The organism is Roseibacillus ishigakijimensis (genome assembly GCF_016595415.1).
Lineage (GTDB): Bacteria > Verrucomicrobiota > Verrucomicrobiia > Verrucomicrobiales > Akkermansiaceae > Roseibacillus > Roseibacillus ishigakijimensis.
This window is the reverse complement of record NZ_JAENIO010000007.1, coordinates 44,036-69,097: the sequence shown is the minus strand read 5'-3', so window position 1 is coordinate 69,097 and position 25,062 is coordinate 44,036. Positions and strand designations below refer to the sequence as shown.

General features: G+C 58.1%; 21 protein-coding genes. 8 read left to right on the top strand and 13 right to left on the bottom strand.

Annotated features, from left to right (window positions below; genetic code table 11):
• The first annotated feature begins 73 nt into the window (after window positions 1-73).
• Window positions 74-1,144: a 3-deoxy-7-phosphoheptulonate synthase gene (locus JIN78_RS04435; RefSeq protein ID WP_200390732.1), complete on the top strand. Its 1,071-nt coding sequence runs from the start codon at window positions 74-76 to the stop codon at window positions 1,142-1,144.
• A gap of 119 nt (window positions 1,145-1,263) precedes the next feature.
• Here the strand turns inward: JIN78_RS04435 and argH are convergent, their stop codons facing one another.
• Genes argH through JIN78_RS04420 form a run of 3 tightly spaced genes read right to left on the bottom strand, consistent with a single transcriptional unit; the run spans window position 1,264 to window position 3,337 of the window.
• Window positions 1,264-2,619 carry an argininosuccinate lyase gene (gene argH / locus JIN78_RS04430; RefSeq protein ID WP_200390731.1) on the bottom strand — a complete coding sequence of 452 codons (1,356 nt, stop codon included), beginning with the start codon at window positions 2,617-2,619 and terminating at the stop codon, window positions 1,264-1,266.
• 48 nt (window positions 2,620-2,667) lie between these two features.
• On the bottom strand, window positions 2,668-2,892 hold the full coding sequence (locus tag JIN78_RS04425) for a hypothetical protein (protein ID WP_200390730.1): 225 nt from the start codon (window positions 2,890-2,892) through the stop codon (window positions 2,668-2,670).
• Between the two features lie 43 nt (window positions 2,893-2,935).
• Window positions 2,936-3,337 (bottom strand): helix-turn-helix domain-containing protein, encoded by a 402-nt coding sequence (locus JIN78_RS04420; protein WP_200390729.1) that lies wholly within the window; start codon window positions 3,335-3,337, stop codon window positions 2,936-2,938.
• 385 nt (window positions 3,338-3,722) lie between these two features.
• On the opposite strand from JIN78_RS04420, the gene JIN78_RS04415 reads away from it, so the two are divergent.
• From JIN78_RS04415 to JIN78_RS04400, 4 genes are all read left to right on the top strand, one after another.
• Window positions 3,723-6,443, top strand: coding sequence for an ATP-binding protein (locus JIN78_RS04415; RefSeq protein WP_200390728.1), 2,721 nt, complete (start codon window positions 3,723-3,725; stop codon window positions 6,441-6,443).
• Window positions 6,440-7,582 (top strand): response regulator, encoded by a 1,143-nt coding sequence (locus JIN78_RS04410; protein ID WP_200390727.1) that lies wholly within the window; start codon window positions 6,440-6,442, stop codon window positions 7,580-7,582. The genes JIN78_RS04415 and JIN78_RS04410 overlap by 4 nt, the downstream gene beginning before the upstream one ends.
• Before the next feature lie 67 nt (window positions 7,583-7,649).
• Complete coding sequence (locus tag JIN78_RS04405) at window positions 7,650-9,722, top strand: RecQ family ATP-dependent DNA helicase (RefSeq protein WP_307832976.1); 2,073 nt, start codon at window positions 7,650-7,652, stop codon at window positions 9,720-9,722.
• Window positions 9,723-10,123: 401 nt separating this feature from the next.
• On the top strand, window positions 10,124-10,624 hold the full coding sequence (locus tag JIN78_RS04400) for a hypothetical protein (protein ID WP_200390726.1): 501 nt from the start codon (window positions 10,124-10,126) through the stop codon (window positions 10,622-10,624).
• Here the strand turns inward: JIN78_RS04400 and JIN78_RS04395 are convergent.
• The 8 genes from JIN78_RS04395 to JIN78_RS04360 all read right to left on the bottom strand — a co-directional run bounded on the left by JIN78_RS04395 (window position 10,617) and on the right by JIN78_RS04360 (window position 17,508).
• Window positions 10,617-11,048 (bottom strand): hypothetical protein, encoded by a 432-nt coding sequence (locus JIN78_RS04395; RefSeq protein ID WP_200390725.1) that lies wholly within the window; start codon window positions 11,046-11,048, stop codon window positions 10,617-10,619. The two genes, JIN78_RS04400 and JIN78_RS04395, sit on opposite strands and share 8 nt — an antisense overlap.
• A 2-nt stretch (window positions 11,049-11,050) precedes the next feature.
• A complete protein-coding gene (gene tmk / locus JIN78_RS04390; protein WP_200390724.1) occupies window positions 11,051-11,638 on the bottom strand; it encodes a dTMP kinase in 588 nt (195 codons plus the stop codon).
• Between the two features lie 96 nt (window positions 11,639-11,734).
• Window positions 11,735-12,934 (bottom strand): cytochrome P460 family protein, encoded by a 1,200-nt coding sequence (locus JIN78_RS17930; RefSeq protein ID WP_200390723.1) that lies wholly within the window; start codon window positions 12,932-12,934, stop codon window positions 11,735-11,737.
• Between the two features lie 215 nt (window positions 12,935-13,149).
• Window positions 13,150-14,388 (bottom strand): SufB/SufD family protein, encoded by a 1,239-nt coding sequence (locus tag JIN78_RS04380; protein ID WP_200390722.1) that lies wholly within the window; start codon window positions 14,386-14,388, stop codon window positions 13,150-13,152.
• A gap of 275 nt (window positions 14,389-14,663) precedes the next feature.
• Window positions 14,664-14,867 carry a hypothetical protein gene (locus tag JIN78_RS04375; protein ID WP_200390721.1) on the bottom strand — a complete coding sequence of 68 codons (204 nt, stop codon included), beginning with the start codon at window positions 14,865-14,867 and terminating at the stop codon, window positions 14,664-14,666.
• Between the two features lie 17 nt (window positions 14,868-14,884).
• Window positions 14,885-16,324: a Fe-S cluster assembly protein SufB gene (sufB, locus tag JIN78_RS04370; protein ID WP_200390720.1), complete on the bottom strand. Its 1,440-nt coding sequence runs from the start codon at window positions 16,322-16,324 to the stop codon at window positions 14,885-14,887.
• Window positions 16,321-17,070, bottom strand: coding sequence for a Fe-S cluster assembly ATPase SufC (sufC, locus tag JIN78_RS04365; RefSeq protein WP_200390719.1), 750 nt, complete (start codon window positions 17,068-17,070; stop codon window positions 16,321-16,323). The genes sufB and sufC overlap by 4 nt, the downstream gene beginning before the upstream one ends.
• 12 nt (window positions 17,071-17,082) lie before the next feature.
• Window positions 17,083-17,508: a Fur family transcriptional regulator gene (locus JIN78_RS04360; RefSeq protein WP_234037788.1), complete on the bottom strand. Its 426-nt coding sequence runs from the start codon at window positions 17,506-17,508 to the stop codon at window positions 17,083-17,085.
• 157 nt (window positions 17,509-17,665) lie between these two features.
• Here JIN78_RS04360 and JIN78_RS04355 point away from each other — a divergent pair, with 157 nt between their 5' ends.
• The 3 genes from JIN78_RS04355 to JIN78_RS04345 are packed head-to-tail and all read left to right on the top strand — an operon-like array spanning window position 17,666 to window position 22,623.
• Window positions 17,666-20,131: an ankyrin repeat domain-containing protein gene (locus tag JIN78_RS04355; protein WP_200390717.1), complete on the top strand. Its 2,466-nt coding sequence runs from the start codon at window positions 17,666-17,668 to the stop codon at window positions 20,129-20,131.
• Between the two features lie 30 nt (window positions 20,132-20,161).
• Complete coding sequence (locus tag JIN78_RS04350) at window positions 20,162-21,934, top strand: sensor histidine kinase (RefSeq protein ID WP_200390716.1); 1,773 nt, start codon at window positions 20,162-20,164, stop codon at window positions 21,932-21,934.
• Window positions 21,931-22,623 carry a response regulator transcription factor gene (locus JIN78_RS04345; protein ID WP_200390715.1) on the top strand — a complete coding sequence of 231 codons (693 nt, stop codon included), beginning with the start codon at window positions 21,931-21,933 and terminating at the stop codon, window positions 22,621-22,623. The genes JIN78_RS04350 and JIN78_RS04345 overlap by 4 nt, the downstream gene beginning before the upstream one ends.
• A 109-nt stretch (window positions 22,624-22,732) precedes the next feature.
• Here the strand turns inward: JIN78_RS04345 and JIN78_RS04340 are convergent, their stop codons facing one another.
• Window positions 22,733-23,488, bottom strand: a complete 756-nt coding sequence (locus tag JIN78_RS04340) for a PEP-CTERM sorting domain-containing protein (RefSeq protein ID WP_200390714.1) — start codon at window positions 23,486-23,488, stop codon at window positions 22,733-22,735.
• 48 nt (window positions 23,489-23,536) lie between these two features.
• Window positions 23,537-25,045 (bottom strand): response regulator, encoded by a 1,509-nt coding sequence (locus JIN78_RS04335; RefSeq protein ID WP_200390713.1) that lies wholly within the window; start codon window positions 25,043-25,045, stop codon window positions 23,537-23,539.
• Window positions 25,046-25,062: the final 17 nt, after the last annotated feature.

Genomic DNA, 25,062 nt, shown 5'->3' with positions numbered 1-25,062 from the left:
CTACCGAAGCCTTTCCCAAAAAACCTACTGAACGGACCGGAAGCCCCCTGGCGGAGCTCCGGCCCTTTGACTCATGAGCACCCCGCAAACCGACGACCTGCGCATCCAGGCGATCAATCCCCTCGTCTCGCCCGCCGTCCTAAACTACTACCTGCCCATCACCCCGGCGGCTGCCCGCCTGGTGGCAGACGCGCGCCAGCAGGCCACCAATATCCTGCATGGCAAAGACGACCGCCTTCTCGTGGTCATCGGTCCCTGCTCCATCCACGACCCCAAAGCCGCAGTGGAGTATGGCGAAAAGCTCAAACCCCTCATCGACCAATATGCCGACGATCTGCAGATCGTGATGCGCGTCTACTTCGAGAAACCCCGCACCACCGTGGGTTGGAAGGGCCTCATCAATGATCCCCATCTCGACGGATCCTTCGACATCAATCGCGGCCTACGCGTGGCCCGTGGACTGCTCTTGGAGCTGGCGGAAAAAGGCATCCCTGCAGGGACGGAATTTCTCGACACCATTTCCCCGCAATACATCGCCGACCTCATCGCCTGGGGCGCCATTGGTGCCCGCACCACCGAGAGCCAGATCCACCGCGAACTGGCTTCGGGACTTTCCATGCCAGTGGGCTTCAAAAACGGCACCGGAGGCTCGGTGCAACTGGCCCTCGATGCCATCGGCGCCTCCTCCAAATCCCACCACTTCCTCTCCGTGACCAAGCAAGGTGTCTCGGCCATCGTCTGCACCACAGGCAACGATGCCTGCCACATCATCCTGCGTGGCGGCTCCAACGGCCCCAACTATGATGCCGACAGCATCGCCGAAACGGTGGCCTGCTTGCAAAAAGAAGGCCTCCCGCCCCACCTGATGGTCGACTGCTCCCACGGGAACAGCAACAAAGACTATCGCAACCAGCCCAAAGTCGTCGCCAGCCTGGCCGAACAAATCGCGGGCGGCTCCACCGCCATCTCCTCCGTCATGATCGAATCCAACCTGGTGGAAGACAAGCAAAGCTTGGGAGAGGGCGATTTGGAAAAACTCACCTATGGACAATCGGTAACCGACGCCTGCATCGGTTGGGAAACCACCGGGGAAGTACTGGCCACCCTCGCCCAAGCCGTGCGCCAGCGCCGCCAGGGTCAGTAGGCTAACGAAAACTGAACCGCACTGGCGCGGAGTCCGCGCAAGGAAGCGCTGAGAGGGAGTTGGAAATAAATAGTCTCCGCGCTCCCTCTGCGACCGTTGTAACCCGGCGGTTGATCAACTCAACCAATCGCCGCCTGCCAGCGTTCGATCTCGGCGCGCACATTCTCTGGCGAGGGCGCCCCGGGATTGGTGCGTGCCCGCAAGGCCTTGGCCAAGTCGAAAACCTGGTTGGCCTCGGGCTTGAAGGCTGAATCCACTTGGGTCAAATCCAGCTCATCGAGGGGAGTTTGGCTGGCAATGGACTCCGCCACCGCCTTGCCCACCAACTCGTGGGCCTGCCGGAAGGGCACCCCTTCCCGCACCAGCCAATCGGCCAAATCGGTCGCCAGCAGCATGGGATCGGCCGCCGCAGTGGCACAGGAATCCGGATGCATGGTCATCGCCGCCACCATCTCGGCATTCACCTTCAGAGTCAGCACAATGGTATCAATGGAGTCGAAAAGAGGCTCTTTGTCCTCCTGCAAATCCCGGTTATAGGTCAACGGAAGCCCCTTCACCGCTGTCAAGAGGGCCACCAAATTGCCGAAGAGGCGTCCAGTCTTGCCCCGCGTGATTTCGGACACATCGGGATTCTTCTTCTGCGGCATCAGCGAGGACCCGGTGGTGTGGGCGTCGGAGAGGGTCACGAAATGAAATTCTGCGGACGACCACAAGATGAGGTCCTCGGAAAGGCGCGAAAGGTGGGCCCCGATGAGAGCGAGGTCAAAGAGCAACTCGGCGAGATAATCGCGGTCGGAAATGGCATCCATCGAGTTGGTGGTCACGGCATCGAAGCCAAGTTCCGCAGCGATGGCCTCGCGATCAAGATTGATGGTCGAGCCCGCCAGCGCACCGGAGCCCAAAGGACAGACATTGAGCCTTTTCCGGGTATCGGCAAGGCGACTGAGGTCGCGAGCCAGCATTTCCACATAGGCGAGGAGGTGATGACCGATCGTGACGGGCTGGCCGCGCTGCAGATGGGTGTAGCCCGGGATGGGATCGACCGCATGCTGATGGGCTTGCGAAAGAAGGGCCCGCTGCAGCTCCACTACTAGACGGGTGATTTCATCAATCTGCTCCCGGCAATAGAGACGGGTATCGGTGGCTACCTGGTCATTGCGCGACCGGGCCGTGTGGAGCTTGGCTCCGGTCGGGCCGATGTCAGCAGTCAGCGCGGATTCGATGTTGAGATGGATGTCCTCCAGAGCGGTCGAAAACTCGAAATCTCCCTTCTCGATCCGCTCGCCAATGGCCAGCAGGCCTTTCTCTATGGCAGAGAATTCCTCTTCGGTAAGGATGCCCGCCTTCACCTGAGCCCGGGCATGGGCGATTGAGCCCCGGATATCATGCTTGTAGAGGCGCCAATCGAAGGAGATGGATTCTCCGAATTGTTGGACAAGATCAGCGGTTTGTTGAGCGAAGCGGCCTTTCCACATAAGGCGGAGAGGATGACGGGGAAGGAGGAAAAAGAAAAGAGAGAATGCTCAACCCCCGCGATACCAAACCGTCACGAAAGCAGCCGAGATATCACTCTGATTCCCAAATGCGCTCGAAATCGACACCAGCTCCAGAGAGGGGTGCTCATTGAGCCACTCCTCGGCCTGCCGATGAGCATCTTGGATCCGCTCGGTCACCACCTTGCCGCCAATGAGCCGAAGGCCGCCCTGCGAGCGTCCGTAGAAGATGCGATGCCGGATCGGCTTCGGCAAAGGCGGCGGGGTCATCAGATTTTCGCGTGCGACTTGGCTCCAGTTAACCGAAAGCGTAGTCGGGATCGAGACAGCGGGCCTGCTCGGTCTTGGTCCAGGCCGTGATCGTCATGCCGTAGAAGAGCTTCACCTCACGAGCCAAATGGGTATAGTGGGAAAAGCCAAGCAAGGTAACAATCTGGTCGGCCTTGTAGCCCATGCGCAAGTAACGCTGAGCCAAAATAATGCGATGGCGGCGGAAGTATTCCTTGGGACCAGACCCCGTCGCCTTCTTGATCGCATTCTCCAACTCCTGCACCGGAACGTCCAAGGCACCAGCCACGCCAGCGACCTTGAATTGATTCTGCTCCGCCAAAGTCATGATGTCCCGCCCATCTTCCGTCAACAGCTGGTGACTGTTGCGGACCAACTTGAGCGGTCCTTTCTTTTTCGATTTCCTAGCCATGCGAGGGGAAAGTTAGTCTCTTTCCCTCCATCTGTCGATGCACAATTTGCATTGACAAGGATCATTTCCGTCAACAACCCCATCTCCCTCTGGAACTACTGGAAACTTCTCCCCGGAAGTCTAGAGCTTCTTGTAAAGGGATGGATAGACCTTTACTGGGCTTCCAAATGGCGTTTTGCACTACCACATCCACAAATTCTACAAAATAGATCTCGGCATCTTTCCGGAAACTTGCTGATCTCAAGCGTGCATTTTGCCTGTTGCCAGAAAAAGGGACCCCCACGGGAAAATTCACGAGGGAGCAGCGACGGACAACTTTGTCGACTCCCCCGCGCGACTGCAACTTCCGAGCACAGGCCAGTTTCAACGCTTATTCTAAAATGGGATGACTAAGAGAGACCCGCAGGAAACCCGAGCTGAACGCGCCGCCTTTCTCGCCCGCTTTGAGGCCGAAGACGCCACCACTCGAATCCCCAACTATCGGGTAGCCAGCGGATTAGGGGCCATCTTGATGGCTGCCGGTTCCCTCATGGACCGTTTCGCCTACCCGGATCTTTGGGAATTTCTCGTCTTGCTCCGCACAGTCTCATCCTTTCTTTTGCTGGCTATTTACGCTATTTTGGGAACGCCTTGGGGAGAGAAACACCACCTCGCCCTTGGTCATTTGATGGAATGGCTCCTCATCGCTTTCATTCTGGCTATGATTGCCTTTACGGGCGGGGCCTCCTCCCCCTACTACGCAGGACTTTGTCTCGTTATGGTCGGTGTAAGCATCCTTTTACGCTGGTCGCTACGTCATGGCATCGCCAACGTCCTCCTTACCTGTGGCAGCTACACGTTCCTTATCAATGTGGTCCCGGATTCCGACCCCGAGAATCATGACCGTTTTGCCGCCACCTCTCTCTACTTTCTTTACTCCACCGGCATCATCGCCGGAGCTGGCACCCACTTCCTTTACGAGCTAAGAATGAATGAATTCCGACTAAGAGAGGAATTACGAGAAGAACGAAAGCGACTTGAACGCTCTCATGCCAAGCTCAAGGACCTGGACCAGAACAAGACCAATTTCTTTGCCAATGTCAGCCATGAGCTGCACACCCCTCTCACCCTCATTCTGGGGCCCATTGAACAATTAACCGGATATGGCCCCATCAATAACAATCCCCAGCTCAAGGTCTTGGTCCACTCCATGGAGGAAAACGGTTTACGCCTCCTGCGCCTCGTCAATGAACTCTTGGACATCATCCGCTTTGACGGAGGCGAACACAGTATTCATCCAGAAAACACGCCCATCGACGAGGTCATGGAGTCGATCTACTACTCCATTTTGCCCACCGCCGAAAAGATGGGCCTCAAGCTAAGCCTGGACTTGGATGACGTGCCGCGGGGAAACTACCTCGTCGATCGCATGAAGCTCGAAAAAGTGGTGCTGAACCTCGCGACCAACGCCCTCAAATTCACCCCGGCAGGTGGAAAAGTCGCTCTCAAGGCCCGCACCCTCGGCGAGGAAGAAGTGGAATTTACCGTATCCGACACGGGAGTGGGGATGTCGGATGAGGAACAGGAGAATGTTTTTCGCCGCTTTTGGCAAGCGGACGCCAGTTCAAAACGGCGCCACCGGGGAACAGGACTCGGCCTCGCTTTGGTCAAAAGTATCGTGGATTTCCTGGGAGGCAGCATCGTCGTGGAAAGTGCTTTGGGTAAGGGCACCACCGTTCGTGTCCGCCTCCCACTCGGGCCCGCATTGGGGAAAGAGGAGCCCGTCCGCAATCTCAAGGATTTAAGCCCCCTCGAAAAAATTGATCGGAAAGCCGAATTCGCCGCTACCTATTATGTCGAAGAGCGGATGGTCCCGGGGCTCCTGCCCGCCCTCCCGGAGACCAAGCCTGACAGCGAGTCCGCCCCCGTTATCCTTATCGCGGAAGACGAACCTGATGTGCGGCAGCTCATCATCTCCCAGCTCCCGGACTACCAGATTCTGGTAGCTTCCGACGGCGAGCAGGCCATTCAAATGGCCACCCACCATCAGCCCGAGCTGATCCTCCTCGATTGGATGATGCCGGAGAAGGATGGCCTCGAGGTCTGTCGGCAAGTGCGGCAGACCCCCGGGCTCGAACGCGTTCCCGTCATCATGCTCACCGCGCGCATTGATGAACGCTCCAAGATTGAAGCTCTCGGAGCGGGAGCGAACGACTTCTTGACCAAGCCCTTTGCCCCCACCGAGTTGAAACTACGCATCGGCCACCTCCTAAACGCGGGCCGCTACGAGCGAGAAGTGGTGCAGAAGTCACAGGAATTGGGGGCAGCCCTCGCCGAACTGAAGGAATCGGAATCCATGTTGGTGCAGGCGGAGAAGCTTTCTTCCCTCGGCCAGATGAGCGCGGGCATCATCCACGAAATCAACAACCCCCTGAACTACGCCAAAACGAACCTCTACGCTCTGCGCAGTTTCGCCAAAATGCTCCCCGAGGAGGAGCGCGAGGATTTCAATGAAATTACCAGTGACGTCGAGGAGGGACTCGAGCGTGTCGTGCAGATTGTGAAAGACTTGAGAAGCTTCGCGGTGAAGGATAAGATGCAATTCTCAGACATCAATCTGGCCGAAGTGGTCGCGGCCAGCTCGCGGCTCCTCGGCAATCGGCTCACCCAAATCGACTTCTCCGCCCAAGTGCCTGATCACATCCACGTTAACGGGAACTCCAACCAACTTTGCCAGGTTTTCATCAATTTCCTGCAAAATTCTCTCGATGCTCTCCGGGAAATAAATCGGGAAAATCAGGACGGCCGCATCCGCGTCTCATTCACCGAACTCGCTGATTCTCACTCCCTTCACTTTGAAGACAACGGCTGTGGAATTTCTCCGGAGAATCAGAAGCAAATCTTTGATCCCTTTTATAGCAGTAAAGATATTGGCCAAGGAATGGGTCTTGGGTTAAGCATCTGTTACCGCATTCTCGAACAACACGGAGTGACTATCGAAATTGAGAGCGAAGTGAACAAGGGGACCCGGTTCACGTTAAAATTTCCAGTCATTCCGGAAGACGACGAAGCCGACCAGCCAGCAAACACAGTCCAAAAAGTAAAAATTGATTCGGAAAAATCATGAGTGAAACCAATGCCACCTCTTCGTTGAAAGACTACTACGTCCTTTTCGTGGATGACGAGGAGAAGACCCAACGAGCTTTCTCGCGCCTTTTCGGTGGCGAGTTCAAAATTCTTCTGGCCGGAGATGGAGCCGAAGGGTTCGAAATCTTCAAGGAACGTCAGGATGAGATCGGAGTGATCGTCACCGATCAGAAAATGCCCCGGCAGACCGGGGTGCAGTTTCTGGCCAAAGTGGCCGAAATGAACAATGATGTCGTGCGCATTCTTTCGACCGCTTACGCGGAGCTGGATGCCGCCGTGGCAGGAGTGAACGAAGGCGGCATTTACCGCTACGTCACCAAGCCCTGGGACGTCCCCGAGCTGGAAATCACCCTCCGTCGGGCCATGGAGCTCTTCCTGCTGCGCAAAGAACAAGCCGTGCAGCGGACTTCCGGCACTCTGGACATCGATCAACTGATCTTCAACCAGCGGGTCACCGGATTGGCATTCAATCAGGCCGCGAATGCGGAGAGCGTGCCGCCTGCCTACTCCAGTGGCACGACCGTCTTCCTCGGCATGCTGGGCTGGCAAGGCCTCGGCGATGGCGAGCCCGTCGACTGGACCGGCCGTTATCTGGCCATGAAGGACTTCTTCCAAGCCGTCTACCGGGAGACCAGCGAGAATCTCGCCGGCCGCAGCGAACTCGATTGGTCCCGCCCCACTCCCCCCACGGCCGCGATCGAAGCGGCGGCGGTAGGGTGCACGGGACTGAGCGTGGAAACTGGTGACCGGAAGGGCAATTGGCCCGGCCCCGCGCCCCAGCTGGCCGAGACCCTGCGTCCTCTCATGCTCGCTTTCTCGCAACTGATTGCCCGCCTTCCGGATGGAGCCTGCGACGTCATCCCGGACGGGGATATTGTTGACTTCCGCTTCTCCGGTGTGCCCTTGAAGGATGGTCAACTTCTTCTCGCTTCCGATCCCGAAGGCACTCCCGTGCTCGCTAGCCTGCTCGGTGCCTGCCTGCAAGTCGCTTCCGCAGGAGGCCATCTCAGCCTGGTCCCCAGCCACAATGGACTGCACCTCCGGCTCGAATTTGAAGAAGGAGCCGCCGAAGAGGATGCAGGCTTGCTGGCGGTGCAACAACTCGCGGCCAATTCCTAGGAACTGGCAGCGTCTTTCTGAACAGTTCAGTATTGCCTTAGCCGCCATCCTCCCTTCAGATAGCGCCGTGATCACCCGCGCCCGCGAAGTTCTCCGCGATGTCTTTGGCTTTGAGGAATTCCTCAGCGGCCAAGAGGCTATCGTGAAACACATCCTCTCCGGGCGCGACGGCCTCGCCGTCATGCCCACGGGCGGCGGCAAGAGCCTCTGCTACCAGCTGCCCGGGCTGGTCAAAGAGGGCGTCACCCTGGTGGTCTCGCCCCTCATCGCCCTGATGAAAGATCAGGTCGATGCCCTGCAAGCGCGGGGGGTGGCGGCGGCGGTCATCAACTCCACCCAAAGCTGGGACGAGCAGCGGCAAATTTTGGACCAGGTGCGCGCCGGAGAAATCAAGCTTCTCTACGTCGCGCCCGAACGCTTCCGCGCGGGCAGCTTCACTTCCGCGATTTCGCAAACCGGGATTGCCCTCCTCGCCATTGACGAAGCGCACTGCCTGAGCCAGTGGGGTCACGATTTCCGCCCCGACTACCTCCGCTTGGGGCAGGCCCGCCGCGATCTGGGCAATCCCCAGTGCGTGGCCTTCACTGCCACCGCCACGCCAGTGGTGCGCAAGGATATCCTGCAGGTCCTCGCTCTCCAGGAGCCTTTCGAGACCATCACCGGATTTGCCCGCCCCAACCTCAGCTTCAACATCACCCCAGTTTCCAAGAAGGCGGAAAAATACAAACGCCTGCAAGAGATCATCGCGGAATACAAAACCGGTATCGTCTACTGCGCAACGCGCAAAAAGGTGGACGAAGTGAGCGAAACCTTGGCCAGTTGGGGAGTGAAAGTGGCCGCTTACCACGGGGGGATGACTGATCAGGAACGGGACCGGGTGCAAAACAGCTTCATCTCCCGCAAAAAAGACATCGCGGTTGCCACAAACGCCTTCGGCATGGGCATCGACCGCAGCGATGTCCGCTTCGTGGCCCACTTTGAGGTTCCCGGCAGTGTGGAAGCTTTTTACCAGGAGGCAGGCCGGGCCGGACGCGATGGCGAAGCCGCCTGGTGCGAGCTGCTGTGGAACTTTGCCGACACCCGCACCCAGGAGTTTTTCCTCGAAGGAGTCAACCCCGGCCCCGGGGTGGTGCGCGACCTCTATCAATGGCTCTGTTCCACTGCGGATGGCAACCAGGAAGTCCACCGCAGCCTCGACGAGATGCGCGACGAGATCGGGGTCTCCAATGGCATGGCGGTGGGTAGCGCCCTCTCCCTATTGGTCAAGGCCGGCTACGTGCAGCGCTTCGAGGTGCCCGGGCAGCGCCTGCGCGGCACCCGCCTGCTGAAACCCGGAAGCCCGCTGGAGCTGGACGAGGGCGCCATGCTCGAGAAGGAGCGTCGCGACCGGCAAAAGCTGGAGGCCATGATCACACTTTGCGAATCCGCAGGCTGCCGCCAAGAGTGGATCCTCGACTACTTTGGGGAAGAAGGGCAGGAATGCGGCACTTGCGATGTCTGCCGCAGTGGACAAAGCGGGAAAAGGCGCGACCTCAACGAGGCCGAACTGCTCATCGTGCGCAAGGCCCTCAGTGGCGTCGCCCGGATGAGTGAGCGCCTTGGCCGCACCTGGCAACCCCGCTTTGGGCGCGGAAAAATTATCCTCATGCTCACCGGCAGCCAAAGCCAGGAAATCATGAATGCCGGTCTCAACCGGCTCTCCACCTATGGCCTCCTCAAAGAAGAAGGAGCCGCCTTTCTCAATGAACTTTTCCCCGCCCTCGCCGACGCCGGTCTGGTGCAGACCATCCGCAAAGGCGACTACCCCCTCCTCATTCTGACTGATCGGGGCCACCAAGTGATGATGGGCAAGCGCAAAACCCGCTTGGTCTGGCCGGAACGCAAGGCCGCGGCAGAAAGGGAGGAAGGCCCCTTCGACTCCCGGATCTACTCCCGCCTCGCCGACCTCCGCACCCGCTTGAGCAAGGAGGAGGGATGCCCGCCCTACATGATCTTCAGCAACCGGGCCCTCGAAGGCTTTGCCCGCGTCCTGCCCCAGACCATCGAAGAAGCCCTGCAAATCCCGGGCATCGGCCCGAGCAAAGCCCAGCAATACGGCGAGCAATTCCTCGCCATCATCCGGGAGATGAATCGCACGTGAGAGGCAAAGAACCTGAAGACAGGCGTGGAGGAAGGATCGTTTCGGCCGCAAAGAGGCTCAGAAGCCGCAAAAATGAAGGCGCGCAGTTCTTTCTTAGTCGGTAATCTGTTGGCTTTCTCTCAGGCTGAATTGCTTTTGTTTTTTGAGAATACTGAGGGCTTCGCGATTCCCTGCAGGACGGTTTGGTGGCCTCCCGCAACCTTGCAGGATTGTTTCGTGCCCGTGTAATGGCGCATGAGGGGGAGAGCACAAAGGCCTCCTGATGCCCGCTGGAAGAGTGCTCAACTACTCACTTTCTTGGTCGTTCCAATCCGAGTGCCCGAAGCGAGTGCGCCCTGCCTCTGCTACAAATCTTCATAAACTACTGGAGCCCCCCGGCAGGTGAGGCAGAGTAGACGGCGATGAAAGTCAATGTCCCGCCCCCTCCCCAGGTCCTTTTCCGCCAATTCGAGGCGGGCGAAATCTCCCGCGCCGAGCTCCAGGAAAGCTGTGCCCTCCATCAGCGCGAAATGATTGCCGAAATCGAAGACATGCGCCGCAATCCCCTCGCCGCCTACTTGGAGGAACTCTTTATCAAGCGCGAAGCGGCCAAGGTCCGGCGCGATCATGGCGAAGGGCTCGCCCGCGAGGTCTTCGTCGCCCTTGCCGAATTGCCCGACTTTCCCCCCGCCCTCCTTCTCTGGAATGCCGACCATCGTGATGTCCCCTTCCACTGCTTTTTCCGCCTCCGGCGCGAACCGGTTTTCCGCCTTCTTGAGCTCCGCAACAATGGCATGAGCGTGAGCGCCAAGGTCGAATATGGCTCCAGCAAGCGCAAGCTCGCCACCCGCGAGACCTTCACTCTCCATCGTGGGGCTGGCAACCGCTTCACCGTCACCAAGCGCAAAATCGACTTCAGCTGAGCACCCGCCGCAGCCGGTCACGCGCGGTTTTTTCCTCAATGCGCCGGCCCATGTAGGCCACGAGAATTCGCCCGCACTCCCGGCCAGCGATGTTGTCCCGCACCTCGGTCTCGGACTCCTTGCGCCCGGAGGCCGCCTGCCTGATGTCCGTCAATCCAATGAACCAGGAGACCAGCCAGCCCGGAGGGCCGAGAAGATAGCAACCCATGTGGAAATAAAGATGGCGATACATCTCACCCTCCTGCCCGTTTTTCCAAAGGTCATCACGAAATCCCGTCGTCGGCAGATGGCGACTGCGGATACGCCGACGAATGTGAGTGTATTTACGATAGAGCAAACCCAGTCCCAAGCGGTAGCGGGCCAGCAAAGTGCGCCCGGCAGCCAGCCGCAGAACAGCAGTGAGAAAGCGATCGAGCGAGGTCATGATCAAGAATCGGGAAGCAAGGTCAGCACCGCCTGCAGCACGGACTGATGGAGCTCGGAAGGAGATTGGGAGGCATCAAAGCGATGAACCCAATCCTCCTGCAAATCCGAAAAAATACGGGCGCAGGCCGAAAGGGTTTCGCTCTTCTCAAAAGCATTGCCCTCTCCATCCCGGATTCCAATCCGCTGCAAAGCCGCCTCGACGGGCAACTCCAGCAGCAAAACCGCATCCGGCACCGGAGCGAAGTCTTCATTCTGCCGCCGGATTTCCTGCGGATCAAAGCCCCGTGCCCCTTGGTAGGCCATGGTCGAAAAATAATACCGATCCAACAGGACCACCTTTCCCGCTTCCAAGGCTGGCAAAATGACGTGCTCGACATGGTCGCGCCTGTCCTCATGAAAAAGCGCCAACTCTTCCTCCGGCCCCAAGCGGCCTGTCACCATGGAATCGCGCAATTTTTTCCCAAAGGGGCCATCGGAGGGCTCCCGGGACGACACCACCTCGTAACCTCGCTCTTGCAAGGCCTCGGCCAACAAAGCCACTTGGGTGGACTTGCCCGTGCCATCAATTCCTTCAAAGACAATCAGCATTTCGCGCAAGGCAATACCCCATCGAACCGAAAACCTCCCGCAAAAAAGCCCTCCCGGAGGAGGGCTGAACGAAAAATATTGAGACGGAAGGCTGCCTCACTTCAAAGGAAAGTGGGAACGCACCATATCCTTGCCTGCAAAATGGCAGCCAAAGCATCCCGGCACGCCGTTGCCGCCACCCACTTCTTTGGTCGCATCCACTGCCGAGGTGAACTCAGTCCAATACCAGCCCTTGCCCATATCGGTGTCATCATGGGTCTTGGCCATCACCGCCCAACCAGTCAGGTTCTTATCGTTATCAAAGAGTTCCTTAATCACGACCGACCCCTTGGGGTGCTGATCATTACCCGCGGTCATGGAATCGGCCACGATCTTATTCATGAAAACGCGCACCGGCCAGCTGTAGTCAAGGTGAGGCCCCACGGAGGGGTGCATGTCGGTCTCCTTGGCCGGAAAATCCTTGTATTTTCCTTCTTTCAAGTAAGCAAAGAGAGCTTCCCGCTCCAAGGGCACCTCCAGGTCCACCTCGGGTGTTTCCGCAGTAGGCAGCCACTGGGGATCGACCGCAGGCTGCTCGGCAGAGGCCTCTGCATCCGCATCGCTGATCGCTGCTGTTCCCTCGGGATTGGAAGCGGTGCGTTCCGCTCCATTTTCGGGAACGACTTCATCACCCACGCCCTTGGCTGCTCGCAACACGGGATAGTATTGGGTGAAAACGAAATCGTCTTGGGCCTGCGTTTCGTGACAAGCATTGCAGGAGCTGCTCGGGTGCGCCTTGGTTTTGTCCGCCAACGTTCCCTCCTTGGGATTGGTGAAGGTGAAGTAAGCCCAGTTCCCCGGAGCATCCGGAAAATGCTCCTTACTCTTGATCGTCGCCTCCAACCCGGAGAATTCCCCCATGAAGTAGCCCGCCCCGCTGGATGCGGTCTTGCTCCCGACCAGGGACATCTCTTTCACCAGAATGGTGCCATCCGGAAACTCTCCCGTGGTCCGATAGTGATCGTAGCTCACCGGATCAATATAGACCGAATGAAACTCCGGAAAGGTAGCCGCCCCTCCATTCATATCATTGGGAGTCAGCGGGGTGCCTACGTAGACCCAAGTCCGGTAGCCAGTGGGGCGTATTAACTCGCCATCGGCATTGATTTCGAAGAAGGCATTCGCTTTCCCCTCCGCTTGGGCAGTGCTTTTCTCACAGGAAGTCAGAAAGAGGGGTGCCGAAAGGACGAAGAGAGCGACGGAGGCGGTGGCCAATTTGCCAAACGCCCGAGCGGAAACAATTTGAGTGGTAGACATCTTATTATGAGCATGTTGAGGTTATTAAGATCCGCATTCCCAACCCACTGGGGCAATGAAAGGAACGAAGAACAGTGGAAACCTAACAAAGACCTGAGAAAATTAGAAGAAATCTTGGCGATTATTTGTAAATAATTATCAGCAAATTGTCTTAGACCACAAAAAAAGCCCGGGAGTCTATCCCGGGCTGCAATAAAGAGATCGTCAGCAGGAGCTCAGCTGACTCGGGCAAACTTGGCCTCGATGCGACCAATGGCGAAGGCTTCCAGCGCCTCATCTTCGAACTTCTCCACCACTTCTGCCGAGAAACCCTGCGCAATCATGCGCCGCGCGCTGGCCGGATTAATCCCGCGACTACAGAGATAATAGATTTCCTCGTCACTGACCCGACTGGAGGTGCTGCCGTGGGAGCACTTCACTTGGTCGGCATTGATTTCCAACCCCGGCATGGAGTTGGCCTCGGCCTCGTCGCTCATGAACAAATTACGACAAGTCTGGTAGGCATCAGTGTAATGGGCCCCTTCATCGACGAAGATCAAGCCCGAAAACACGGTCTTGCCCTTGCCGAAGAGAGTGTTCTTGAAAAGAAGATCGCTGCCCGTATGGGGCGCGCCGTGGTGCTGGAAGGTGCGCTGATCGTATTCCTGCCCGGTGGTGGGGATGGCCACCGAAAGAATCTCGGAGTTGCTCTCCGCCCCATCGACCGTGGAGTAAGTCTCTTCCCGCGCCCAGCTCGCGCCAATATGAATCGACCCCGTCTTGGTACGGGTATTCTTGCCCAGTTTGGAATCGGCCAAACGAATGAATTGGCTCTGCTCATTGAGCTCTTGGGAGACCAGATAGCGCAATTCGCTCTTGTCCATCGCGATCAGATCACTCACCGAGACCACGGTGGCGGCATCGGACTCATTGGCACTCACAAAGCGCTCGAGCACCGTCGCCTTTCCGCCCGACATCCCGACAATGAGGGTGTAAGGCAGGGTCGTCACGCCCTCGCCGCTGACGAGGTGAACGATCTCGATCGGCTTCTCGCAAGCAATGCTGATATTGAGCGCAATACCGCCTTCACTCTTGGCGCGATGGAGGGCCGCCAGCTTCGGGGAGCCCAGCTTGCCCTGCAACGGGGGCAAAATGCCCTCGATGCAATCACCGTAATCGCGCAAGACATCTTCCAGCGGACCCGCGACGATTCCTTCTGGAATCTCGCCCTCGGTGGCGATCAACTCATTGTTGCAGAAGACAAAGCGCAGGGCGTCGGTCAGCGCGGGCTCGGGGAGCCCCTCAGCTTGTCCCCCGTGCACGATTTGCGCGTCGGCAAGGTTCCCCTTCTTATAGGAACCAAACCGCCAGTTTTCGTCCTTGCGAGTCGGCCAGTCGAGGCGTTCGTATTCTTTCTCCGCGTCACTGCGGAGCTTCTCATACCAGGCGGGAAAGCGGGTAGTCAGGGTAGTCATTTCTTGAAAATTGGTTATTTGTCACTTTGAGGATCTGGAAGATAATGCGCTAAATCGGCAAAATCCTTGGGGCGGCCACTGGCCATCTTATTCGCTCTGAGGTCTGGCAACGAAATCATGGGAACTTGCATCTCTCCGATTGGCCAATGAGTGTGACGCTGGAAACAGTCTTCGAACTCAACCCCGGGAATAGAGACGAAAATCTCAATCTTCCAAGGTGGATTCCCAAAACGAAAAATGCCATGCCCCCGATAATCAAGAACCGGACATCGCGCTCAATCGACAATTGCAAAAACTCTCTGAAGTCCTTGTGCAGTTCCTCGTTCATGGGGGTAAGTTTGCTTGCGGAGGGACTCCAAGAGAGTCATTTTGTCACGACCAGTCATCGCCATCCATTCTTCACGCTCAACCGCTTTCGCTTCCTCAAAGGAATCGAAAACTTCTAACTTGCCACGGGAAGAGGAGGATTCGGATTTCATCTTGAGCGAGAAAAATTCTACCCCACGCTGCCTTCCATCTCCAGCTCGATGAGCCGCTTCAATTCAACGGAATACTCCATCGGGAACTCGCGCACGAGGTCGTTGATGAAACCGTTGACCGCCAGGCTCATGGCCTCAGCCTCGCCGATGCCCCGCTGCTGCATATAGAAGAGCATCTCCTCGCTGACCTGACTCACACTGGCCTCATGCTGGGTGACGTGGTCGTTGCCGCGCACGGTGATGGCGGGGTAGGTATCGGTCCGGCTGTGGGAGTTGATGAGCAGAGCATCACACTCGGTGTTGTTCTTGCAGCCCTTAAGGTGCTTGGGAATGTGCACCTGCCCCCGATAAGTGGAGCGCCCTTCGCCCACCGAAATGGACTTGGAGACCACGTTGGAGGTGGTGTTGTTCGCGGCATGAATCATCTTCGCACCGGTGTCCTGGTGCTGACCATCGTTCGCGAGCGCGATGGAAACCACCTCGCCGCGGGCGCCTTCGCCCTTCATCACCACGCCGGGATACTTCATCGTCAGTCGGCTGCCGATATTGCAGTCAATCCAGCGCACTTCCGCTCCCTCATGAGCCACTCCCCGCTTGGTGACGAGATTGTAAACATTGGAGGACCAGTTCTGCACCGTGATGTATTGAATTTTGGCATTCTTAAGCGCCACCAGCTCCACCACTGCCGAGTGCAAAGTCGCGGTCTCGAACTTGGGCGCGGTGCACCCTTCCATGTAAGTGATTTCGGAATCCTCGTCCGCGATGATCAGGGTCCGCTCGAACTGCCCGAAGTTCTCGGAGTTGATGCGGAAGTAGGCCTGCAAGGGCTGCTTCAGCTTCACCCCCTTGGGCACGTAGATGAAGGAGCCTCCGGAAAAGACCGCGCTGTTGAGGGCGGAAAACTTGTTGTCGCCCGTCGGAATGACCTTGCCGAAATAAGGACGGAAAATCTCCTCATACTCGTTGAGACCCTCCTTGGAGTTCACGAAAATAACGCCCTCTTTCTCGAGCGCCTCCTTCATATTGGAGTAAGCGGCCTCGGAGTCATATTGCGCTTCCACCCCCGCGAGGAAGGCGCGCTCTTGCTCGGGAATCCCCAGACGCTCGAAAGTCTCCAGCACCTCGGCCGGCACTTCATCCCAACTCCGCTTCGGCTTCTGGCCATCGGAGAGGTAGTAGCGAATGATGTCGAAATCGATATTATCGAGGTCCTTAGTCGCCCAATTGGTCGGCATGGGCTTGCTTTCGAAAACCTCCAAGGCCTTGTGGCGAAACTCGCGAATCCAATCCGCGTCCTTCTTCACATCGGCGATGTAATCGACCGTGGCCTTGGTCAAGCCCCGCCCGGCATCGTATTTGTGATTCTCCGGGAAAGTGAAATCCCCCTTGGAGCGATCGATGTCGATCGCCTCCGCCGTGCTCGTATCGGGTTCCAGCGTTGCGGTGTCGTAACTCATGCTGCCACCTCCTCTTTCAAAAAGTCATAGCCACTCTTCTCCAGCTCGAGAGCGAGGGACTTATCGCCACTTTTCACAATTTTGCCATCGGACATGACGTGGACGTAGTCAGGCTCGATGTAGTCCAACAGGCGCTGGTAGTGGGTGATCACCAGGAAGCCCCGCTCGGGCGAACGCATCGCATTCACTCCCTTGGCCACCACCTTGAGGGCATCGATGTCGAGACCGGAGTCGGTCTCATCGAGGAGGCAGTATTTCGGGTCCAGCATCATCATCTGGAGAATCTCGTTGCGCTTCTTTTCCCCTCCCGAGAAGCCTTCGTTGACGGCGCGGGCGGTGAACTTGCGGTCCATCTCCAGCACGTCCATCTTCTCATACATCTCGTGGTAGAACTTCACGGCATCGATCTCCTCGCCCTTCGGCAAGCGGGCCTGCCGCGCCGCGCGCAGGAAGTTGGCATTGGATACTCCGGGGACCTCGGCGGGATACTGGAAAGCTAGGAATAGCCCGGCACGGGAACGCTCATCCACTTCCAGCTCAAAGAGGTCTTCGCCGTCCATGGTCGCGCTGCCTGCGGTCACTTCGTAGTCCTCATGGCCAGCCAGCACTTTGGAAAGAGTCGATTTACCCGAACCGTTGGGCCCCATAATAGCGTGGACCTCTCCTTTGGGAATTTCCAAAGAAAGACCCTTCAGGATTTCGGTTCCGTCCACATTCGCGTGCAAATTTTCAATAAGGAGACTCATCGTCGGTTGGTATTATTTTCTAGTGGTGGTGGAGCCCGGCAGAGTGCCTTTCAGGGTCAGCTCCAGCTCCCTGACCTCGACGCCTTGCGGCAATTCGAGAAAATCTTCAAGTCTAACGCCGTCTTTAAAGACCACGTCATGAATTTCACCGGTGGCTTCATCTTGGAAATGAACGTGTTCCTCCAAGTTTGGGCAGTAGCGCGAAGGTGAGCGATCAAAGTTGACCTGCCTCACCAAACCATGGCCCACCAGCGCCTCCAAGCAATTGTAAACCGTTGCCAGCGAGATGGATGGCATCCGCTCCTTGGAACGGAGAAAGACATCCTGCGCCGTCGGGTGGTCGCGATGCTCCAACAAAACCCCGTAGACTTCCTTGCGCTGCTTGGTCATGCGCAGCCCTCCCAATTCCGACGGAATTTCGTCAGAGTGAGCGGGCATGGGAAAAGGTTTGGAATCCATCGGCGCGGGGAAACTACCCCGAAGAGACCCGATCTCAAGTAAGAATAGGAATGATTCTAAGATTTTTTCCAGAAAAGGTGAAAGAAGACACTTTCGTGACAACTCTCCCGCTCCCTTGTGGCAGGATGGAGACCTGATGAAAGCACCCCTTTTCCTCACCATTCTCGCCTTTCCCCTTCTCTGCCCAGCAGAGGACCAGCCTTCCCCGCAGGACCTCTTCCGCGATGCCCTCTATGCCGAAGAAGTCACGGGAGATGCCGAAGCCGCACTGGAGAGCTACCAAACCCTCACCAAACGACTGGAAGAACACCGCGCTCTTGCCGCCCGCAGTCTCTTTCGCCAAGCGGAATGTCTGCGCAAGCTCGACCGCGACGAGGAAGCGGTGACCCTCTACCGACGCCTCCTCACCCGCTATCCCGAAGAGGAGGACGTGGCGATGCTGGCGCAACAGAACCTCCTTGCTCTCGGACACGAAGCCGAAGCTCCTGCTGCAGCCCCGGACCGCGACGAGCAGGACGAACGCATGGCCGAGTTGAAAAAGCGCATCACCCAGAGCCCCGATCTCATCAATGCCCCCGCCCCCGGCGAAGACCTCCCGCCCCTCCATCTGGCAGCCAAGAACGGTCAGCTCAAAGTTCTCGAATTCCTCGTCAAAGAGGGTGCTGATTTGCTGATTAACTGGGAAACTCAAGACCATGGCGATGGCTACCCTCTGACGTTCGCTGCGAGTGCTGGTCATCTCGCAGCCTGCCAGTTGCTCACCGAGGCCGGAGGAGCGGACGATGAGGCGGGTTCCGACGCTTTGGAAAAAGCAGTGCGAAAAAAACGAAACCACATCATCGACTATCTGTGCTCGAACAATATTCTTCCTAATTTTTCGGCTCTGAAAGCAGCCCTCTACTATGATGACAACAGCAACACTCTCAGTAGGCTGATATCAGCCTTCTCCGAAGGTGGGATTACCATGTCAGACAAGCTTTCGGAAGATAATCTTCGAAACCTCACAAATCTATCGATTGACTTAGGAAAACGATCACTACTCCACATCCTAATCAAACAGGAGGTCCCTCTCAGCGAATATCTTTATGATGAGACTGTAGACTTTGGCAATGAAGTCAAAAAAGGAGTTCTGGAAATGGCGTTCTCGACTGCTCTCCACCGAACCAACGAATACTCTTTCATAATCATCGAAGATTTGCTTCAGGCTGGCATCACTTGGGCCCCAGGGCGCAGTGCGGAGGAGTTCATGAAAAGGGCTATTAGTTTCAACTCTCCTCACAGCCCTGAAGTCCTCGCCCTCCTTCTCAAGCACGGCGGCGATCCCAATCTCCATTTTCCCCCTGACCTCTCCTTACTCGGCTTAGCTCTCGAAAGAACCAACTCGCCTAACGAGGAGGAGAAAGAACGGGCTCAAAAGATGATCGAGATCCTCCTTTCGGGTGGAGCCAGCTGGAAAAAGGCGGGAAAGCACATTCTCCATCAATGCGTGAGACTGGACGCAGGCGACTCTCTCCGCCAAGCCTTGGAAGAGGGAGTCTCGCCCAATCACAAAGACAAAGAGGGCCGGACTCCCGCCGATCTCGCGGTCGAACAAGAGCGAGTCGAGTGCTTGAGGATTCTGCGGGAATTCCAAGCCGAGTTGAATCCAAAGAGCCTCTTTACCCTCATCGAGGACTTACCTGAACAGCGAAGAACGATGACTCTGGGAGGTCCTTTGCAGCCCATTTCCAAAAAAATTTCAGACCCCGAAATAGAGCGCTTACTGGCGACCCTGCATGCCGCCCTCGCCTTCAAGCCTTCTCTCGAGGTGGAAACTCAGGTCCATCTCAATCACGCGCAATCCAGCTTAAATTTGACCTTGCTCTCCGCAATCTGCCGGAAAGATTGTTCGACCACTGACTCGATCGGCTATCAATTTCTCAAGGCCCTCCTTGAGGCAGGAGCCAATCCCAACGGCAGCGTTAAGGAGCGAGCGGATCGATGGCCCGAGAATCATACCCATCCTCTCAACCTCCTTCTACTTGAAGATGGAAAAACAAACCGCTCTCAACGGATCTCCGGCAGCATTTCTGGCAGTCCCGCTAAGGGCCCTCTTCCCATTGACGCGATCAAACTCCTTCTCAAGCAAGGCTCCAATCCCAAGCTCGCTTATCTCGCCAACCATGATCTCTATCTCAATACCAATTCCAACGGGGATACCACCCTGCGCGAGGGCACCCGGGAAATTTTCCCCCTCCTCTGGCACGCGGCCCACTTTGATCTCAACCACAACCCCAAACGTCCAAAACAAGTGGCCCTCTCATACGGGCTCCCCGCCTTGGAAGGATTCCTCGATTTTTCCAGACCGAGCCTTCTAGGCCGCGGTGCACCGGAGCCCTTTTTCCTCCCATTCTCAGAGAAAGAAAACAACGATTCAGCCCCGACCTTCGGTGCCATTCTGAAAAAACTACGCACCGAATACGAGGGCAAGCTCGACCTCGAAAAACCCTTCACCATCAACCGGCTAACCGACGGAGAAGAGAGCACCATCACCCTCGATCCCACCCAGCCCGAGAGCGCGCGGTTCCAACTGCAATGGGGCGACATCGTGGAAATTCCCTGAATGCGCAAGATGGCCAAGTTCGCAAAATCCATGAAGAGAAGGGCATCCCACTGGCCAAGCCTTTGCCTCTCCCTCCAGGTTTTTGTCCTCACCTTCCTCGCCTTCGCCTACTACCAACGGGAAGAAAGCCGCCTGCAAGCCGACTATGAACGAAAAGCCTACCAGCACGGAACGTGGCTCCTGGACCTCCTCACCGGCGAGCCAGGTGGCGAGTCCATTCGCGCCGGCCTCCTTGGACAGAACCGGGCGGTGACCACTGCCGTCCCCAGTTGTGAAGACCTGGCCTCGGTGTGGATTCCTCTCGCCGCCCAACCAGCCGAGACCAGCCGCCAGCTGGAGGCCGATTTCCAAGCGACACTGAACCTCGCACGCGAGGAGGCCCTCCGGGCTTTGCTCGCCCTGCGCGATGATCCCCATCTCGCCGAGGCCCGCACGCAGAGCGGGCTACCGCTCGAGCCCCTCGTCTGGCATCGCCTGATGCTCCTCGCCGGAGATTCCCGCAGTCGCTTTTTCGGCAAAGAGCTGGTCCGCAGCCTCACCGCCCAACCCGGAGAACTCAACCAGCGGCTGCTCAACGATGCCCGTCCCCATCTCCCTGAAGCCGATTTCACTCTCGCCAGCAGCGTGATCTCGACCCAGATCACCGTCCTCAACGCCTTGCAAAAGGACCCGCCTCCAGAGAACGGGGAAAGCGCCTGGCCCAAGGAAGGCCGTTTCACTCTGCGGCAAGGCAACGTCCTCCAAGTCATCTCTCTCCCCTCACTTGCCCGCCATGTGGAGGAAAGAGTCGCCCAGAGCTTCGTCGGACCCCCGCCCGTCTGGCAAACGCCGCAATGGCTCGCCCCCCGCCTGCGCTACCGCGAGCACCCTCTGCCCTTCCCCTCCCTCGGTACAAACACCGTCAAAGAGCTCACCGCAGAGGAAGCTTCCCAGTCCCCCCTTTTGCGCAACGGCCCTTTCACCCTCAATCTTTCCCTCGACCCGGGGAAGATGCAGCAGCAGATTCGTAGCGAGCTGCGCGAACTTCTCATCCTCCTCACCACCAGCTGCCTCGTCATCACCATTGCCAGCTTCTATCTCTTTCTAGCCTGGGACAAACAACGACGGCTGACCGCCCTGCAGGCGGACTTCGTAGCCAGCGTCTCGCATGAACTGCGCACCCCCATCGCTTCCATCGGTTTGCTCGCCGAGCGCTTGGAAAAAGAAAGGCTCTCTCCCGGGAAGGTAGCCGAATATCACCATTTCATCGGCTGCGAAGGACGCCGCCTGCAAGTGCTGGTAGAAAACATCCTCGATTTTTCCCGACTGGAAAAAGGCCTCCAGCACTACCACCGCGAGCCCACCGACCTGGCTTCCCTCGCCCGCGAAGCCGCGCAATTGCTACGCCCCCGCGCCCAAGAGAAAGGGCAAACCCTTCACGAAGAAATCTCCCTGCCTCCCGACTATTCTCCTCTCCTCGACGGGCTCGCCATCCGCCAGTTGCTCGTCAATCTCCTCGACAATGCGGTCAAGTTCACTCCCAGAAAGGGCGCCATCCGGCTCCACGTCTCCAGCCACGAGCACGAGTTGCGGCTCGTGGTCAGCGACACCGGGCCAGGCATCCCACCCAGCGAGCGGGAGCGCGTCTTCCAGCGCTTTCACCGCCTCGAAACGAATACCGAAAAAACCGGCGCGGGCATCGGGCTCAGCCTCGTGCGCCACATCACCCACGCCCACGGGGGCACGGTCCGCATCACCAACAACGAGGATTCTGAGAGCGGCACCCGAGTCGAAGTCATTCTTCCCCTTCAGTTAAGCTCATGAAAGACCAGTCCGCCCGCATCCTTATCATCGAAGACGAAGCCCCGTTGCGCATCGGGCTCGCCGACTCGCTGACCGCCGAAGGCCACCGCGTGCTCACTGCCGAGGAGGGAGAACAAGGTCTGCAAAAAGCACTCAGCGAAAAGCCCGATCTCATCCTCCTCGACATCATGATGCCCGGGCTGGACGGCTTTGCCCTCTGCCAGGAACTGCGCCGACGGGGCGAACAAACCCTCGTCCTCATGCTCACCGCCCGCGGGCTGGTGGCCGATCGGGTGCGCGGACTGGACTCCGGCGCCGATGACTACCTCGTCAAGCCCTTCAGTCTGGGCGAACTCCATGCCCGCGTGCGCGCCCTCCTTCGCCGCTTAGAAACCGGAAAATCCGCCCCCCGCACTCTCACTTTGAGCGAAGTCACCATTGATTTCACTCAACAGCGCGTTCACCGCGGCCCACGCGAAATCTCTCTCACCCGCAAGGAATTTGGGATGCTCGCGCTTCTGGCCAGTCGATTGGGCCAACCCGTCAGCCGCGAGGACTTTTTCGATCAGGTCTGGAGCTACGGCAGCTATCCCACCACCCGCACGGTGGACAACCATCTCGCTTCCTTGCGGAAAAAACTGGAGCCCAACCCCCGTCAACCCCGTCACCTCCTCACCGTGCCCGGTCAGGGCTATCGCCTGCAGCCTTAGGGCCAGGCCGTCACCACCCGCAATCCGTCAGTGCCTCCTCAGGATGAGTCAAAAAAAAGCGGAAGACCCTTATTCGAGTCTTCCGCCTGTTTTTCAAAGGAGGGAGCCCTTATCCTCTTTTCCTCCACACCAGGAAGAGACCGCCCAAGCCGAAGAGAAGGGCACTGGAAGGCTCGGGCACGACGGTGTATTCCGCCACGACATCATAGAGGTGGATATTTCCCGAGATACTCCCTTGTCCCCAGGTGTAGAGGCGCACCTCCCCGGTGGTGACGCCCTGGGGAAGCTCCCCACCCGCGAAAGAGATGGTCGTCGCCCCGCCGATTCCCGCGCCGGGATTGCTCACCGTGCCGACCAGGTCGTCAACGGTGAAGCCATTGCCGTCGGCGTCGATGGCAAGCTGGAAGTCGGTGTCCGCCCCGGTGCCATTTCGCCAGAGGCTGACGCTCACCGAATCCCAGTCGAAGAGGGAGCCTCCGAGGGCGGTGGAGTCGAGAGTGATGGAGAAGAAGGCGTTGTTAGTGAAGGCTCCTTGCGCGGTGGTGGCATTGCTGGAGCTACGCACATTCCATTCCTCGCCAGCTTCATAGGGGTCTGAAGAAGTCGGAGTGCGCCAATCCTGGATATTGGCCGCCACGGTCAAATTCACCGTGCCGTCGCTATCCACCACAGGCGCTGGTCTGTTGCTCCCGATGGGGGTGGAGCCACCAGAATCCGACCGCCCGGAATTGTCACCCCACTCCAGGTCACTGGCTTCGTTTGAGTCAGCCAGCCGGCCATCGATGTCGATGACCGCTGCGTGGGCACCCGTCGCCAGAGCGCATCCCAGCGCCAGCGAGCCTTTCATTGTCATTGTCTTTTTCATGGAGTCTTTTGTTTTTTTCTTTTTGAGGAAAAAGGGGGCCAAGGGAGTTTATCGGGCCTCGAGCCGAATCTCGTCGAGATACCAGCCCGCGTAATCGGCCTCCGATCCGGCCTGGAAACGGAACTCGATACGAATGGCCTTCCCAAGGGCCTCGGCGGGAAGAGGGAGGTCGTTGACCGCAGTCCAGGGCGCTTCACTGGAATCCCCATCACTGGCGGTAGCGAGGGCTTCTCCAAGGGCCTCTCCGGTGGCGTGGTCCACGACAAAGACCCCCGCAGTCGCGCCCTCAGCGAGGTCGAGGGCTTCCTGATAGCTCAGGCTGACCGGGGTGGTCACGGCGGTCAGGTCAATCACGGGGGTGGAAAGGGTGGTCTCCGTCTGGGGAAGGTAAAAGCCTTTCACCGCCGCCTCGCCACTTTCCGGATCCCCGGAGGCGCTGCCTAACACGGTGCCCCAACAAGCGGACGAGCCATTGGCTCCGGTCGTTATCCGGCCCCCTGCGGAATCGGTATCGGGGGTCCCATACTCCCAGTCCGAGCCCTCCCGGGTGGAGACAGTGAAGTTGCCGTTGTCGCTCTCGAAGTCGGCGGCAAAGAGCGGAGGCACGGGCTCTCGAACAAGGACGAAGAATCGTTGCGCACCCACTTGCCGGACTCCGGAGAGCACGTGCGTTCCCGTTTCGCTCGCAACGATGTCTTCATAGACCTTTTCGCCATCGTCATAGAGGGGCCATGTCGCCGGATCGGCGGTCAAGTCGGTGCTGCTTCGCAAATCATACTGGAAGCCGGCCAGACTCGGCCAAGTGAACTCCAGCCCGTCCTCCTCCTGTGAGAGGGTGAGTTCGAGACCCGAGCCAGCAGCCACCTCATACCCGGCGACGACGTCATACAGGTGCATGTTTCCCGACGGGCTGCCATTGCCCCAGTGGTAGAGGCGCACCTCCGCCGTCATCACCCCTTTGGGCAAATCGTCACGGCCCAAGCTCAGGGTGCTGGCTCCGGCGAGGCCGGGCTCCAAGGTGGTGGGGCTTCCCACCAGATCCCCGACATCGAAACCATCGTCATTGGCATCGACCGCGAGCTGGAAGGTGGGATCCGCCCCGCTGCCATTGCGCCACAAGCTGACGCTCACCGATTCCCAGTCAATGAGATCGAAACCGTTGGCAGTTGTATCCAAGGTGATGGAGAAGTAGGCCTCGTTGGCCAGGGCGGCCTCGGCATCGAGCCCATTGTGAGAGCTCCGCACGTTCCACTCTTCTCCGGCATCGTATTCCCCTGCGGAGTAATGCACGCGCCAATCTTGAATATTGGCGGTGACGGTCAGGGTCACAGTGCCGTCGTCGTCGGAGACCGGGTCGGGTCGGTTGGTGCCCACCGGGACGCTATTGACCGTGCCCGAATCCCCCCGTCCGGAGTTGTCTCCCCATTCCAGAGCACTTTCTTCCTCCGAGTTCGCCAGACGCCCGTCAATGTCGATCTCCACCGCAGAGAGCGAGAGTGAGGTCAAGATACCGGCCGCTCCCCCGATGATTGCTTTTCCGTGCCTTATTTTTTTCATAGAGTTTCCGTTTATCC

Bases quoted from the DNA above. Each gene is read 5' to 3' on its own strand.
- sufB (WP_200390720.1), bottom strand. From the start codon at position 16,324: ATGAGTTACGACACCGCAACGCTGGAACCCGATACGAGCACGGCGGAG.
- JIN78_RS17930 (WP_200390723.1), bottom strand. From the start codon at position 12,934: ATGTCTACCACTCAAATTGTTTCCGCTCGGGCGTTTGGCAAATTGGCC.
- JIN78_RS04435 (WP_200390732.1), top strand. From the start codon at position 74: ATGAGCACCCCGCAAACCGACGACCTGCGCATCCAGGCGATCAATCCC.
- JIN78_RS04335 (WP_200390713.1), bottom strand. From the start codon at position 25,045: ATGAAAAAAATAAGGCACGGAAAAGCAATCATCGGGGGAGCGGCCGGT.
- JIN78_RS04395 (WP_200390725.1), bottom strand. From the start codon at position 11,048: ATGACCTCGCTCGATCGCTTTCTCACTGCTGTTCTGCGGCTGGCTGCC.
- tmk (WP_200390724.1), bottom strand. From the start codon at position 11,638: ATGCTGATTGTCTTTGAAGGAATTGATGGCACGGGCAAGTCCACCCAA.
- JIN78_RS04375 (WP_200390721.1), bottom strand. From the start codon at position 14,867: ATGAAATCCGAATCCTCCTCTTCCCGTGGCAAGTTAGAAGTTTTCGAT.
- JIN78_RS04355 (WP_200390717.1), top strand. From the start codon at position 17,666: ATGAAAGCACCCCTTTTCCTCACCATTCTCGCCTTTCCCCTTCTCTGC.
- JIN78_RS04345 (WP_200390715.1), top strand. From the start codon at position 21,931: ATGAAAGACCAGTCCGCCCGCATCCTTATCATCGAAGACGAAGCCCCG.
- JIN78_RS04340 (WP_200390714.1), bottom strand. From the start codon at position 23,488: ATGAAAAAGACAATGACAATGAAAGGCTCGCTGGCGCTGGGATGCGCT.
- JIN78_RS04350 (WP_200390716.1), top strand. From the start codon at position 20,162: ATGAAGAGAAGGGCATCCCACTGGCCAAGCCTTTGCCTCTCCCTCCAG.
- argH (WP_200390731.1), bottom strand. From the start codon at position 2,619: ATGTGGAAAGGCCGCTTCGCTCAACAAACCGCTGATCTTGTCCAACAA.
- JIN78_RS04360 (WP_234037788.1), bottom strand. From the start codon at position 17,508: ATGCCCGCTCACTCTGACGAAATTCCGTCGGAATTGGGAGGGCTGCGC.
- sufC (WP_200390719.1), bottom strand. From the start codon at position 17,070: ATGAGTCTCCTTATTGAAAATTTGCACGCGAATGTGGACGGAACCGAA.
- JIN78_RS04380 (WP_200390722.1), bottom strand. From the start codon at position 14,388: ATGACTACCCTGACTACCCGCTTTCCCGCCTGGTATGAGAAGCTCCGC.
- JIN78_RS04410 (WP_200390727.1), top strand. From the start codon at position 6,440: ATGAGTGAAACCAATGCCACCTCTTCGTTGAAAGACTACTACGTCCTT.
- JIN78_RS04420 (WP_200390729.1), bottom strand. From the start codon at position 3,337: ATGGCTAGGAAATCGAAAAAGAAAGGACCGCTCAAGTTGGTCCGCAAC.
- JIN78_RS04400 (WP_200390726.1), top strand. From the start codon at position 10,124: ATGAAAGTCAATGTCCCGCCCCCTCCCCAGGTCCTTTTCCGCCAATTC.
- JIN78_RS04415 (WP_200390728.1), top strand. From the start codon at position 3,723: ATGACTAAGAGAGACCCGCAGGAAACCCGAGCTGAACGCGCCGCCTTT.